General features: G+C 39.0%; 9 protein-coding genes. 8 read left to right on the top strand and 1 reads right to left on the bottom strand.

The window, feature by feature from the left end:
- Positions 1 to 45: 45 nt before the first annotated feature.
- The 6 genes from D1094_RS02730 (at position 46) to D1094_RS02705 (ending at position 11,590) form a co-directional block, all read left to right on the top strand.
- Complete coding sequence (locus tag D1094_RS02730) at positions 46 to 921, top strand: M48 family metallopeptidase (RefSeq protein WP_118958514.1); 876 nt, start codon at positions 46 to 48, stop codon at positions 919 to 921.
- 966 nt (positions 922 to 1,887) lie between these two features.
- Entirely contained in the window at positions 1,888 to 2,928 is a 1,041-nt protein-coding gene (locus tag D1094_RS02725) for an XdhC family protein (RefSeq protein WP_118958712.1), read from the top strand.
- Between the two features lie 53 nt (positions 2,929 to 2,981).
- Entirely contained in the window at positions 2,982 to 7,502 is a 4,521-nt protein-coding gene (locus D1094_RS02720; protein WP_118958513.1) for a molybdopterin cofactor-binding domain-containing protein, read from the top strand.
- Positions 7,503 to 7,577: 75 nt separating this feature from the next.
- Positions 7,578 to 9,104, top strand: coding sequence for an alkaline phosphatase family protein (locus D1094_RS02715; RefSeq protein ID WP_118958512.1), 1,527 nt, complete (start codon positions 7,578 to 7,580; stop codon positions 9,102 to 9,104).
- A gap of 36 nt (positions 9,105 to 9,140) precedes the next feature.
- Positions 9,141 to 10,547, top strand: a complete 1,407-nt coding sequence (locus D1094_RS02710) for a hypothetical protein (protein ID WP_118958511.1) — start codon at positions 9,141 to 9,143, stop codon at positions 10,545 to 10,547.
- A gap of 98 nt (positions 10,548 to 10,645) precedes the next feature.
- On the top strand, positions 10,646 to 11,590 hold the full coding sequence (locus D1094_RS02705) for a DUF2608 domain-containing protein (RefSeq protein WP_118958510.1): 945 nt from the start codon (positions 10,646 to 10,648) through the stop codon (positions 11,588 to 11,590).
- A 72-nt stretch (positions 11,591 to 11,662) separates the two neighbouring features.
- Here D1094_RS02705 and fusA read toward each other — a convergent pair whose 3' ends face one another.
- On the bottom strand, positions 11,663 to 13,753 hold the full coding sequence (fusA, locus tag D1094_RS02700; RefSeq protein WP_118958509.1) for an elongation factor G: 2,091 nt from the start codon (positions 13,751 to 13,753) through the stop codon (positions 11,663 to 11,665).
- A gap of 601 nt (positions 13,754 to 14,354) precedes the next feature.
- Here fusA and rpsJ point away from each other — a divergent pair.
- Both rpsJ and rplC read left to right on the top strand, forming a co-directional pair.
- Positions 14,355 to 14,666 (top strand): 30S ribosomal protein S10, encoded by a 312-nt coding sequence (rpsJ, locus tag D1094_RS02695; RefSeq protein ID WP_118958508.1) that lies wholly within the window; start codon positions 14,355 to 14,357, stop codon positions 14,664 to 14,666.
- A 15-nt stretch (positions 14,667 to 14,681) separates the two neighbouring features.
- On the top strand, positions 14,682 to 15,320 hold the full coding sequence (rplC, locus tag D1094_RS02690) for a 50S ribosomal protein L3 (RefSeq protein WP_118958507.1): 639 nt from the start codon (positions 14,682 to 14,684) through the stop codon (positions 15,318 to 15,320).
- Positions 15,321 to 15,327 lie beyond the last annotated feature (7 nt).

Here is a 15,327-nt window from a genome sequence, read left to right as displayed (position 1 = left end):
TAGTTTAGCCGTTATATTTGTGCTAATTATATTGCACTGGTATCTATGATTTATCGTAACCCAAAAATACCTGAAGGTATAAACTACAGTAATGCAAACCCTGTTAAAGAGTTTGCATTACTTGCTTCTGGCGCTATAGCAATCATTATAATGTTGATATATTTGCTGGGTAGTTTACTTGACTGGAGTAGTAAGTTTATTCCATTTGCTTATGAGCAAGAACTTGCCGCACCTTGGGTTGAAGAATTCAAAGGTACGCCATCAACACAACAAAATGAAGTTGCAAAATATTTGCAAAGCCTTGCTGATGACATTAGCCCGTTAATGGGGTTAAGTGACGAAGTAGAAATCACTCTGCATTATATTGATACTGATACCGTTAATGGTGTGGCTACATTAGGGGGTAATATATTTATTTTTAGGGGGCTTCTAGAGAAGCTCCCCAGTGAAAATGCTTTAACAATGCTACTGGCACATGAAATGGCGCATGTTAAGTTACGCCACCCTGTTAAAGCGTTGAGTAAAGGAGCACTATTTACTCTGCTGTATGCGGTTTTGAGTGGCCAAAATAATACCGATGTATCAGGACTTTTCTCTGGTACGAGTCAGTTTGCCTTTTTAGGGTTCAGTCGTTCGCAAGAACAAGCCGCTGATGATGAGGCATTATTGGTTTTACAGAAGTATTATCAGCATACGCAAGGTGCATTCGAGTTATTTACTGTTTTACTCAATGAAAATTCAACTATTGAAACAATAAATATATTTAATTCACATCCTGCAGTAAAAAAGCGTATAGCTTCCACTATACGCACTGCCAAAGTTAAGGGGTGGAAAATAAAGGGTGAGGTTTCTTTAATGCCTGATTCAATCGTAAATATAATTGAAAAAAAACATAGCAAATCTATTAATGATACCTACTAATTTTAATCTGTTTTGTACAGTTGCCTTGGTTGTTAGTGTTGAAACATTGTGAGGCAAAAGCAAAGAATATAGCATCATACCCCATCGTTATTTTGAATAAACAAGGCACCATCTTGATAACAGCCATAACCTTTGAACTGATTAACATCAAATTGCGACTGATGTATTAAATCAATAACTAAGCCACCAGCTTCAGAGGTTAATTTTGTATAACACGAAGCAATATCAAAAAAGCAGTGCCAAAGCTATTTTTTATGTCAATGTTGTCGATAATAAGCATCCGAACATTAGCTGATTATGCGCTTTGTATATCAATATTAATTTGATATTGCTCATCACTACTTTTGACCTTTGTGATTATATTGAAGTGGCTCATTCTAGAGTGACGGATGGCTTTTCCCCTTCATCTATTGAAATAACAGCGTTCAACACACCGTACACTTTATTGCTGTGAAATGACATTTTAATCCTTTTTAGTCAGGTTATCTTATTGATATTTTTAATTTATTCAGTAGTGAATTATTGCTGTAATTATCTGGTCGACCTCTTGTGTTTTAATATTTATACGTTAATATAAATGGAACACAATAAAGATTATTAATAAAAATCATTTTTGTTTTGTCATAAAAAATAAACAATGGCTATAAGTGAGAGGCTATCTAACTTGGCCAAAAAAAGCCCAGTGTTAACGTAAAAAAGAATATTGATAAAGCTTGATTTGTGTGCCAGTTTAATAACTAGTTTAGGGATTTAATACTTCTACTCATGGACGAGGCTTATTCCAAAAAGACTCCTCATAGTATTGAAATAGCTTCTAAATAACCTCGATTTAGCATCGAGTTATTGCGAGAATAAATTCTGAATATTACTTGTATACAGTATGTAATTATTGTGTTTTTTTGATGCTTACTTAATTTTTATAAGCTGTGCATTTTTTTGTTAATGAAATAATTAATGGGGGAAATTTTGAACAATCGTTTAGAGCAGTTATTAGCATATTGGTTTGATAAAAAAGACGATCATCAATGGGTGCTAGCGACAATTTACGAAACCCAAGGTTCAGCCTATCGCAAAGCTGGTGCAAGAATGCTTATTAATAGTAACGGTCAAAGTTTTGGCTTACTAAGCGGTGGCTGTCTTGAAGCAGATTTAATGCGCAAAGCACAAAAATGCTTATCAGCCGACAATAGTTTAATTGTCGTTTATGACATGCAAGATGACGCAGATATTGCATGGCAACTTGGAATTGGCTGTGGGGGGGTAGTCAAAGTCTTATTGCAACCTATTAATAAGGCGAATAATTACCAAGATCTGCCGTTATTAAGAGAGCGGCTAAATAATCGACAGAGCTGCTATTATCAACAAGACATACCAGTACGAACTTTATCTGAAAGCCAATCTAATAAAGTACATACTTTAGAAGAATTCGAACAAATATCCCAACCATTACCCACTAATATATTTTCCACAAAAGTGACACCTAAACCTGCTATTGCCATTCTTGGCGCTGGTATTGATGCTCAACCCGTTGTGAGTATTGCTCATACGCTTGGTTGGCACATTAGCTTATTTGATTCACGTGTTAATTATGGACGAGCGGCTTACTTTCAACATGCCGATAAGATTATTAAACGTCCTTATCAAGAGTTACATGATTGTGAGCTGCTAATGGAAGCGGACGTGATTATTATTATGAACCACAATATTACGTTAGATGCAGAAGCATTACTAATAAGTGAAAAATCGCAAGCACGTTATATTGGTATGTTAGGTCCAACTCATAGAACAGACAAAGTCTTAGCAAAGGCTGGGCTTGCATTAAGTGATTTGAAGAAACCATTTTACAATCCCATAGGTTTAGATTTAGGGGGAGAACTACCAGAATCTATCGCTTTATCTATTATGTCTCAAGCACATAGCACCGTAGAGCAAGCAAGTGCTTTACCGCTAAATCATCAAATAATTGAACACAATATTACATCAAAAATCAGCTCCTTTGCTTCATAGTATAAAGAGTATTCCTATAAAAATAATAGTTATAAATTACAAGGAAATAAGTTATGTCAAACACGGTTAGCTTTTATCTAAATGGTCAATCGGTATCCATTGAAAATCCATCTCCTAACTTATTGCTCATTGATTACTTGCGATCGCCACAAGTGAGTCTTGCAGGAGCTAAAAAAGGCTGTGGTGAAGGTGGTTGTGGAGCCTGTACCGTTATTTTGTCACGGTGGGATGAGGAAAGTAAGCAGCCTGAACATCGTTCAATTAACTCATGTTTACGAGCAGTTTGTTCATTACAAGGTTTATCTGTAACGACAGTTGAGGGCACTGGTGCCTCAAGACGTCCACCACCAGCTTTTCCAAAGCAATCTTTAGCAGGTGCTAGAGCAGGTGCTCCCCTTGAAGGTGCAGTTAGTAAGCATCTTCGCAATGCTCAAAAAAAAGGTTTAGAGATTCGAGTTAATAGTTTACTTGAAGGTAACCATGGGGCAGAAAGCAAACCCTTACAGTCAGTGGATATTGATAACTTACCTGAAATCGATACCAGTATAAATCCAGTTGCTTACAGGTTAGCAGTGAATAACGGCAGTCAATGTGGTTATTGTTCTACGGGTTTTGTTATGAATATGTCAGCATTTTTAGCGAACACCCCTGAGCCTACCAAAAAACAAATAGAACAAGCTTTTGATGGCAATATTTGTCGTTGTACAGGTTATCGCCCAATTTTAACGGCGATGAAAACATTTGCTATTGATTGGTCTGAAGCCGATGAAGCAAACCGTATGAAATTACTGGTAGATGATCAGGTTAAAGCACAACATGTTGGTGATACTGTCTCAATACCTTATCCTAAGGAAGCAAAAGGTAATAAGATAGACGGAGTTGAAATAAACGGTAACGAGCAGCAATGGCGAACACCTAAGCATATTGGCGAATTACTCGAGTTCTATCAGGAAAATAGTTATAAAGATATTTACTTATTGCATGCCAATACTTCTTATGGTGTGTATACCGATGATTTTGTTTCTCACAAATACTTAGTGGATATTAGTCAACTTAAAGAACTTTATACCATAGAAAATGAAGGGAAATTTTTAAGGGTTGGCGCAGGTAAAACTTACACCGAAGTATTAAAACACCTTGATAATATTATTGATAAAGAAAGCTTATCGCAAACTACTGCCATTGGCGCTTTACAATTTATGGCGCATAGAACAGCAGGTACTATTATTCGAAATGCCGCTAGCCTAGGTGGTAACACTATGCTAGTGCTTAAGCATATTTGCAAAGGAACGGGCGAACCTTTCCCTTCCGATTTATTTACTGTGCTATCAGCTTTAGGTACTGAGTTAATCTATATTGACTTACAAACAGGTGAAAAGCACTCTGCCATAGCAAATGAGTTAGCATTACAAGTCGAAAAAGATCAATCCTTGGCAAATCATATATTATTGGTGGAATATAAAATTCCTGTTAAGTCAGATGATTATGCTTTTGAAGTTGTGCAGCCTCATAAAGTTGCACTACGTGATATAAATGCTCACAGTATCGTGAACTCGACCTCGATTTTAGCCTTGTCTGATAAATTAACCGTTGAAAAAGTTAACTTAACTTATGGTGCTATTGCCCCTTATCCTTGGCGAGCTAAAGTAACAGAAAAATTGATGAAGGGTAGCTGTCTATCTTTAGAAAACTTTCCTAAATATGCCGAGTCGTTAAGCATTGAAGTCGAAGAAGAGCTAATTCGGTGGAAGGAGCGAATGTCTGGACTTAAAGATGAAGGCTTTACTGATAGTTATAAGATTGAGTTAGCAACAGCTTTTTTATATAAATCGATGGTTACTGCTTTATTAGAGGCTTCTCCTGAATCGGTACCAGAGAATCAGCGTTCAGCAGGTAAGATTACGTGGGGACATTGGCCTGTAAGTGACGGTAGCCAAAACTATACTAATCAATCGTATAAAGCACCAATATCACAACCGTATGTGAAATTGATGGCGCTGTATCAAACCTCAGGGCAAGTGCGTTATACCCATGAAATGGAAGTGCCGCCAACGACTGTTAATGCTTCATTTGTGCAAAGCCAACGGGCATTAGCTAACTTTGCTTATTGTGATCCTAAAACGAAAGAGTCGCCAATTAGTATCGAAGCGTTATCTGTTAAATTAAAAGAGATTTTTCCACAATTTATTCGCTTAGTTACGGAAAAGGATACGCCACGAGCCGGAGTGAAAGACGTAGGGATTGGTGGTGACCAACCTGTTTTTGCTAAAGAGCGAGTTAGTTATGTGGGTCAATCAATTGCGCTAGCGATAGCCGTTGAAGAAAAACAAGCAAATATTATTGCACAATATATCAGTGATAATTGTATTGCTTATACTGATGTTGACTGGGCTCCTGAATGGCAATCGCCAGTTTTAACCTTAGAAGATGCGATAAAGCGAGGTAGTATTTTCCCTGACTTTCCTGCCAGCGCACCATTTTATAATCATATCTGGCAAGTTGTTCGTAATCATAGTCATTTTGGCTGGACTACTGAGAATAAAGATCCTCTTGATACTAATATTGTGCAACGAGAAGTCGAACTAGGGGGCAATCAATGTAAAGTGATTGAAAGCACTCAAACGTGTGGAGGCCAAATTCACTTTTACATGGAAACCCAGTCTTGCGTTGCCTTGCCTGGTGAAGCTGAAAATATGACTTTCCATCCATCTTCACAAAGCCCGATGGAAATGCATCAAACAGCGGCAGCAGTATTGGGTGTTGAACATAACTCTGTTGATGTTGGCATTAGACAGCTAGGCGGTGGTTACGGCGGTAAAACTGAGCAAGCCAAGTTTGTTATTGGTGCGACAGCGGTAGCAGCTAAAGCAATGGAAAAGCCTGTTAGATTGATAATGCCTAGAGCTAATGACACTAGCATGATTGGTAAGCGACACCCCTATTATGGCCAGTATCAAATTGCGATTGATGATGGCACCACTAATACGGACGATAAAGGTATTATCAGAGGGGTAGATTATAACTTCTTTGGTGATGGTGGCGCTTTTTATGACTGTTCATTTATTGTGTCTAACTGTTTGCAAACACGGGTTGATAACGCATACATGATTGATAATTTTAAGAGTCAATTAGATGTGTGCAGAACCAATACTGCGCCCAATACCGCCTTTAGATCTTTTGGTGATATTCAAGGAAAACTAATATCAGAAAACGCGATTGATGATGCTGCTTTTTCAATAGGGATGGATCCTATTGATGTAAGAGAGAAGAACCTTTACAAGCGTGGTGATGTGACGCCTTATGGTCAGGCTTTATCGTATTGTTATATGCGTGAAGTATGGGATTACCTTAAGGTCAAATCTGACGTAATTGGTAGACGAGCTGAAGTAGCTGAATTTAACAAAAACAATAAATGGCGTAAACGAGGCCTTTATATGTTGCCTGTTAAGTATGGCTCTGGATACAACTTGGTTCAATTAGAGCAGGCCAGCGCTATGGTGTCGGTGTATTCAGGCGATGGCACTATTGTGATCAACCAAGGTGGTGTCGACATGGGTCAAGGTATGGTAACTAAGTTAGAGCAAATTGCCGCTTACATACTCAATGTGCCGATGGATATGATACGTATTCAGTTACCTAAAACTGATGTCATACCTAACCCTACCAGTACAGGTGGCTCTACGGGGACCGCTTATAACGGTTTAGCAGTTAAACAAACCTGTGAAAAAATGCGTAGCCGTTTACTTGAGTTTGGTTATGACATGCTTAAAGAGAAGGGAAATGATTGGTGTAACGAACAAAACATTGATTTTTGGAATTACGGTGAGCAAGGCTGGTCTGCACAAGTGGAGAAGTTTGGTAAACCAGTACTGATTTGGCAAAACCTCATAGCCTTAGCGAATCAAAAGCGTATCAGTCTGGTTGAAACCTTTAATGCAAAAATACCCGGCGGCGAAACCGCAGTACCAAATTTAGTCTTCAAAACACTTGAGCAGCAAAAAGCAATCCCGGGTATTGAAGTTGCTGAGACGGCAATACCTGGCGGCTTTGACTCTTTTTGTGGCTTTACCTATTCAGCAGCGTGTTCTGAAGTAGAGGTAGATATACTGACGGGTGAAGTGAAAATTATTCGCTCAGACTTAATGTACGATATGGGTTGGAGTATCAACCCAGCGTTAGATATTGGTCAAGTGGAAGGTGCTTTCATTCAAGGTGTTGGTTATGTCATGACAGAAAAACTTGTCTTTGAGCCAAAAGGTGAAGACCAAGGTCGCTTAAATACGGTAAACACGTGGCGCTACAAACCACCGGGTATCACCAATGTTCCATTAGAAATGAATGTACATCTTTTCCCGCGTGATAAGGCTGAAAATGTACCTGAAAACCCTAATGATTTGCTGTCAGCTAAAGAAGTGGGTGAACCACCTCTAGTCTTAGCAAGTAGTGTCTTCTTTGCTATTAAGGCTGCTATTCGAGAGTCGCGAGTAGAGCGTGGCTTAAGTGGACTATTTCAATTAGATGCTCCCGCGACGGTTCAAGAGGTTCGAAAAGCACTCGCCGTAGATCTTAAATAATTGTTTACCCAATGAATGAAAGTCAGTAATGCAAATTACTGACTTTCTTTTTATTTTTCTAAGGAATGAAAATACATGACAGAACAATATTTAAAACCTAACCCGAAAGCCCTAGCCAAGATTAAACATATTGTGGTTTTAATGATGGAAAACCATTCTTTTGACAATATGTTAGGTTGGCTATATGAAGATGAAAAACCGACAAATGGTCAATTTTTTGAAGGGTTAAATAATGAGCTGTGTAATCCGTTAAACATTATCGATGATAATGGTTTGCCATTCATTGAGCAGGTATACGCTCGTAAAAATGGTCAACCGCCTAAAAAAGGCTCATACGGGGTGATGCATAAGAAACATTACTTTGAAGATTTTTGCTTGCCAAACCCAGATCCAGGGGAGGGCTTTAAAGATACTAATCAGCAATTATTCGAATACTTTGATGTTGCTAATTTATACCCTCCTACCCCAACAAATAAAGGCTTCGTAAATAATTACGCTAACGCAATGTTATATGGTACTAGCGTTTACGGTGATGCGCCGAGTGACCCTAGAGATATCATGGCCAGTTATACACCCTCACAAACACCAGTATTAAGTAAACTGTCGAAAGAGTTTGCGGTTTGCGATTACTGGTTTTGTTCTGTACCAAGTCAAACACTACCTAACCGAGATTTTGTTCATGCTGCAACGTCTACAGGCTATGTTAATAACAAGCCTGATAGTGATTGTGATGCTAAAACCATATACCAACAAATTCAAGACGCGATAGATTCTGGGCGAAAGGAATTGAGTTGGGGAATATATAGCGGTACGGAATACAGTAAAGATGAGCATGCTTATGTACCTTTCTCGTTAACTAGAACCATTATGTCGCAATTGCAGGACAGTCAATTCGATCAGAACTTTAAGTGTATTAAGCAGTTTTATAGTGATGCCAAAGCAGGAACATTACCTAGTTACACTTTTTTAGAACCGCAGTTCTCTGGAGAAAATCAAAATGATCAGCATCCGCCAAGTGATATTAGAGCGGGCGAACAATTAATGGCAGACATTTATGATGCTATTGTTAACTCCCCAACATGGCAAGAAACGCTATTTGTCATTACATACGATGAACACGGTGGTTGTTATGACCATGTTGAGCCAGGTAAAGCAATAGCACCAGATGGTGAGGATTCTAAGCCCGGACAAGATGGCTTCTTGTTTAATCGAATGGGCGTTAGAGTACCGACCGTGGTTATTTCACCGTTAATTGACAAAGGCTGTATTGGTCGGCCGGCGGGTTATACGCCTTTTGATCATACTTCTCTTATTGCGACTGCACAGCAATGCTTTGGTTTAGCTGGCTCTTTAACCGCAAGAGATAAAGCAGCTCCTGATTTAAGCTGTTTATTAACACGCGATAATACACGTAAAGATAAACCCACAGTTACCCCCTTACCTTATAAAAAAGAGCAAGTTAAGCAAGACAGTGAAAATGATTTACAACAATTAGCAGCAACGGTGCTAGGAAAAATTAGTGGTGTCAGTCGGGCAGATAAAGAACATATCCATGACTATATTCATCGTGCCTATGATCATCGCTTTGATAGTAAAAAATAACCTATAAGAATAACCAATAAAAATAAAGGACACATAATGAAAAAATATCAAGGAACAATTGCAGCAGTTTGTAGTTTAGCTATTGCAGTCACATCATTTAACTCAACCGCTGCGCCAAAGACTAAACCAAATCTTCACCCTGAAGATTTTTCAGGCTTTCCAGATTTCGGTTATATGGTCTCTGAAGCAACCTATGATGAAAAATATTCAGATCACCCTGTTTTCCGATTAAAAACAGACTTTCCGAGCAAAAAACCAAAGAAGAAGCGGTTACCTAAAGTATTAAAGATTGATTTTCAAAAGGAACCAATGAAATATCTTGATACTGTTAAACAATATTGTTTAGAAGGGAATACACCAAGTTGGGACCCTTATAAAAATAATAAACGAGATTGGTATCATATACCTTGGTTGCATCCTTCGTCGTCGACATACCCACCTAATGGCGGCACTGAAGGTTTTCATGGCCTGATTAAAGAAGCGCCTGCAGGACCTTATCAGCTTCATAATACTCAAACGAATAGTTATCAAGTGTATGCGGTGACTTTAATTAATGAGTATGCTGGATATACCATGGGACAAATGTGGAAAGATAAGAATAATCCGGATCCAAAAGCTACTGATACTCGCTTTGGTGGAGGCTTTCCTGTAGGTACCGTCTTTTGTAAATTACTATTTGCTGATGTTCAACCTGATGATAACCAAGTGCCATACTTGAAAAATCCGATAGACTGGCAAGGCTATATTACCGAAAGTTGGGATTCGCCAGTGAGATCGGTTCGTCATTTGCGATTATTACAAATGGATATAATGGTGAGAGACAAGCGTGCTGAACCTTGGATGGGTTGGGTTTTAGGTACTTTTGCCTATAACGGTGAGTTAAATGACAGAAACTGCAAAGGCAAAGAGAACGATACTGCCTGTCGTTTTAATAATTTAGTGCCTTTAGGTCTTCAGTTTGGTGATGATCCAGAAGTAACTGAAAATATTATTAACGCTTACCCTTATACAGAAACCAAAATAAACCCGAACATAAAAGAAAGCATAATTAATACCTCTAAAGATTTGCCACCGCAGCACCTTGGTTGGGGGATGCGTTTAAATGGCCCAGCAGATTTAAACACGTCATCATGTATGTCTTGTCATACCGCGGCACAATATCCACAAATTACGCCTCTAGTACCACCATTTGCGACTGTTGCAAACGGTTTTGCACCAACACCTGGTGCAGGTGATAAAGATTGGATGAAGTTTTTTATTAATATAGCCGCTGCAACATCTGCAGATCCTCGTGCCTATTCGACAGATTTTTCTCTGCAAGTCTCAATGAGTCTAGAGAACTTTGCAGAGGCGAAAAAGAAAACTGAAGAGGGGTATTGGTCAGTTGAGTATGGTGTGGCTGAAAAAGGTGTTTCTCGAGGACAGCAAGAGAGTCATAAATAAGTTCTGATAGCAGTGTCTGCTTAATATTAAGCAGGCACTTTTACATAGATAAGTTTTTAAAAGTGCTCTAGAAAATGATTTTAAATAGGAAATAAACCATGAAATCCAATAAAATTTTAGCATTAGTCGCTGCCATGACATTGCTACCGAGTTATTCAGCGATGGCTGCATCTACTCAAGGTAAAACTGACAGTTTTGAAGCAATTAAACATCAAGTGAATAAATGGGCTGTTCCAAAAGCCACGCTAGTTGTCATGGATAATGATGATACTATTTCGATGATGAGCTGTCCTGATAGTGCTTCTACAACGACTTGCCAATATTTAGGCGGCGCGGCCTGGTTTGCTTGGCAAAGTGAACAAGTAAATAGTCAAAAATCACCTCGCGTCAGTGAAAATTTTAGCGACTTGCTTGATATATCAAGCTTCTTATTCTCTATTAGTAATATGGTTTTCACACGAGATAATGTTGCCCCAGTACTCAAAGAGCTAACAGGTAATGGTGTGCGCCTACTTGTTGAAACAGCACGTGGTAATGGTGATGTTAATGCTACTGAAGACCAGTTTACTAATTTATTGGTAGCAAAAGAAACCTCACTGAAAACATTAATAAAAGAAAATTCGTTAGTTTTAAATAAAAATGGCATTGCCAGTAAGGCAAGTCCGTATATACCTTGTAGTAATTCTGATATGAACCCTATTACATATCAAAATGGTGTTATGTATTTAGCTGGGCAAGATAAAGGCAGTAACCTAAGGTGTATGCTTGACAGCTATAATGCTCAACAGGGCAAGGCGAGTAGAGTGACGAATATTGTTTTTATTGATGATACACTAAAAAATGTACAAAGTGTCCACAATGAGTTTTTAAATAATAAGAACTATACGGTTTTATCTCTTCATTATACGGCATTGGCAGAACATAAATTAGCATTTACCCAAGGGCGTAAAGCTAAAGAGTATCAACGCGTTTCGATGGAGCGTTGGTATAAAATAAAATCAGCGATGGAGTTGGCGTTACTTGAACCTGCAATTCCGAATTAAAAGAGTTAAGAATATTAGATAATAAAAAAGGATGCCTCGGCATCCTTTTTTGAAGTGTTTAAAAAGTATTAGTTACTTTTTAGCAGCTTCATTTGCTGCTTTAACTTCAGCAATTACTTCGTCAGCTACGTTTTGTGGACACGGCATGTAGTGAGAGAATTCCATAGAGAATTGACCACGACCTGAAGTGATTGTACGTAAGTGTCCGATGTAACCGAACATTTCTGAAAGAGGTACGTCAGCTTTGATACGAACACCAGAAGTACCAGCTTCTTGGTCTTTGATCATACCACGACGACGGTTTAAATCACCGATAACATCACCAACGTGATCATCAGGAGTAAACACATCCACTTTCATGATTGGTTCAATTAATTGAGCGCCAGCTTTTGGAATTGATTGACGGAAAGCGCCTTTAGCAGCGATTTCGAAAGCAACAGCAGATGAATCAACTGCGTGGAAGCCACCATCAAATAATTCAACTTCAACGTCTAATACAGGGAAGCCAGCTAGAACACCAGTATCCATCATGCCCTTGAAGCCTTTCTCAACAGCAGGGAAGAATTCTTTAGGTACGTTACCACCAACAACAGTTGAAGTGAAAACAAAACCTGAACCTGGTTCACCTGGCTTGATACGGTAATCAATCTTACCGAACTGACCTGAACCACCAGATTGTTTCTTATGCGTGTAAGAATCTTCGATTGCTTGTGTGATAGTTTCACGGTATGCAACTTGTGGCTTACCAACTTCTAAATCAACATCGTATGTACGACGTAAGATATCAACTTTGATATCTAAGTGAAGCTCACCCATACCACGTAAGATTGTCTCACCTGAATCTTGGTCAGTTTCAACTGTGAACGTTGGATCTTCTGCAACCATTTTACCGATAGCAATACCCATTTTCTCTGTAGAACCTTTATCTTTAGGCTTAACAGAAATTGAGATTACTGGTTCTGGGAATACCATTGGCTCTAATGTCGCTGGGAACTTAGGATCACATAACGTGTGGCCTGTTTGAACGTTCTTCATACCAACGATTGCTAAGATGTCACCTGCTTGTGCTGTAGAAAGCTCGGTACGGTCATCAGCGTGCATTTCTACCATACGGCCAACACGCTCTGTTTTACCTGTGAACGTGTTAAGGATAGTATCACCTTTGTTTAACGTACCTGAGTAGATACGAACGAAGGTAAGGGCACCGAAACGGTCATCCATAATTTTAAATGCTAACGCACGTAAAGGGCCATCTGTAGAAACAGTTGCCACTTCACCAGTAGGCTCGCCTGCTTCATCAGTGATCGGTTGTGGATCAACTTCTGTAGGAGAAGGTAAGTAATCAACAACAGCATCAAGAATTAATTGAATACCTTTGTTTTTAAATGCTGAGGCACAGTAAGTTGGGAAGAAAGACATATCACGTGTACCTTTACGGATACATGCTTTGATTTGCTCCATAGTTGGCATTTCACCTTCCATGTAAGCTTCTAATAAGTCATCGTCTTGCTCTAAAGCTGTTTCGATTAATTCTTCGCGGTATTCTGCAGCTTTGTCTACTAAGTCAGCTGGAATGTCTGTTACTTCGTAGTTTTCTGGAAGACCAGTGTCATCCCAAACGTAAGCTTTTTCGCTAAGAAGGTCTACAACACCAACAAAACCGTCTTCTTCACCAATTGGTAACGTCATTACAAGTGGGTTAGCACCTAATACGTTACGTACTTGGTCTACAACACGGTAGAAGTTAGCACCTAAACGGTCAAGTTTGTTAACCATGATTAAACGAGCTACTTCTGAGTCGTTCGCGTAACGCCAGTTAGTTTCTGACTGAGGCTCAACACCACCAGAACCACAGAAAACACCAACACCACCATCTAATACTTTAAGTGAACGGTAAACTTCAACGGTGAAGTCAACGTGACCAGGAGTATCGATGATGTTCATGCGATGGTCGTTCCAGAAACAAGTAGTCGCAGCAGACTGGATAGTAATACCGCGCTCAGCTTCTTGTTCCATGAAGTCAGTTGTTGACTCACCGTCATGTACTTCACCAGTCTTATGAATTTTACCGGTTAGTTTAAGGATACGTTCAGTTGTTGTGGTTTTACCCGCATCAACGTGAGCGAAAATACCAATGTTTCTGTATTTTGATAAATCTGCCATTAGATTACTCTACTTAGTTAATGTCTATTCTGCTTTCTCATACTTATTACGCATAGCTATATATAAGTATGAGAAAGCAGAACTGTTGAAAATTTGCGCGCGAGTATACCATTACTCGACAAAGATCGGTAGAAGATTGATAAATAAATTGTCAGATAAAAGTAAATTGATAAAAATGAATGAATGCTCTGCTTATATATAGGTATTTAATTTAGGTATCTAAAAACATTTAAGTACCAGTATATTGAGTTTGTGAATTTCAATCCTGTAGTTTTTAATCCAGTAATCGGATAAAAGAGTTATGTCTATTCAAGATAAGTACACTTTTGGGATGTTGTAAATGCGCATTTGCTCCATTCTTAACCAGTACTTGTATTAATAATTAATCTATGTATAATACGCGCTCACGTTTGGTTCGACCAAGTGTGGTTTGTAATAAGCAAAATGCTTTTGCAAATGATTAGATAATGCAAAATGAATTATCTATTTTTACAGCAACTCTAATTTTGAGTTGAATGTTATATAGCAATACACCCCCTTCCGACACATAAGGAAGCAGAGGGATGTATTTTTTTGTTCTTTTAAAAGGGGATTTGTCTTCATGTCAAATCAAAGAATTCGCATTCGTTTGAAAGCGTTCGATCATCGTTTGATTGATCAATCTACAGCAGAAATCGTTGATACTGCAAAGCGTACTGGCGCACAGGTTCGTGGTCCAATTCCACTTCCTACTCGCAAAGAACGTTTTACTATCTTGATTTCTCCACACGTTAACAAAGATGCGCGAGATCAGTACGAAATTCGCACTCATAAACGCATGATTGATATCGTTGAACCAACTGAAAAGACTGTAGACGCGTTAATGCGTTTAGATCTTGCAGCTGGTGTTGACGTTCAAATCAGCTTGGGTTAATAGGGGGTTTTAACAATGACTATAGGTCTAGTTGGACGTAAAGTGGGTATGACTCGTGTCTTCACAGAAGATGGTGTTTCTACTCCTGTTACAGTTCTAGAAGTTGAAGCGAACCGTGTTTCTCAGGTTAAAACTGTAGATAACGATGGTTATTCAGCACTACAAGTTACTACGGGTACGCGTAAAGCAAACCGTGTTAACAAACCAGCTGCTGGACATTTCGCAAAAGCAGGTATCGAAGCAGGCCGCGGCTTGTGGGAATTCCGTTTAAATGCAACTGAAGGTGAAGGTCTTGAAGCTGGCAGTGAAATCACTGTTGAGTTATTCAATGACACTAAATTAGTTGACGTTACTGGCACCTCAAAAGGTAAAGGTTTCCAAGGTGGTATCAAGCGCTGGAATTTCAGCATGCAAGACGCTACTCACGGTAACTCGATCTCTCACCGTTCAAACGGTTCGATCGGTCAGTGTCAAACACCGGGTCGTGTTTTCAAAGGCAAAAAAATGTCTGGTCACATGGGTGCTGTGAAGACTACTACACAGAACTTAGAATTGGTTCGCGTTGACGCTGAACGTAACTTGCTACTTGTTAAAGGTGCAGTTCCGGGCGCAATCAACGGTAACGTAATCATCAAACCAGCTGTTAAAGCTTAGTCCAGGA

Origin of the sequence: Colwellia sp. RSH04, assembly GCF_003545765.1 — a bacterium.
In the GTDB taxonomy this organism is placed as follows: Bacteria; Pseudomonadota; Gammaproteobacteria; order Enterobacterales; family Alteromonadaceae; genus Colwellia.
This window is presented reverse-complemented; position numbering and strand designations above follow the sequence as displayed.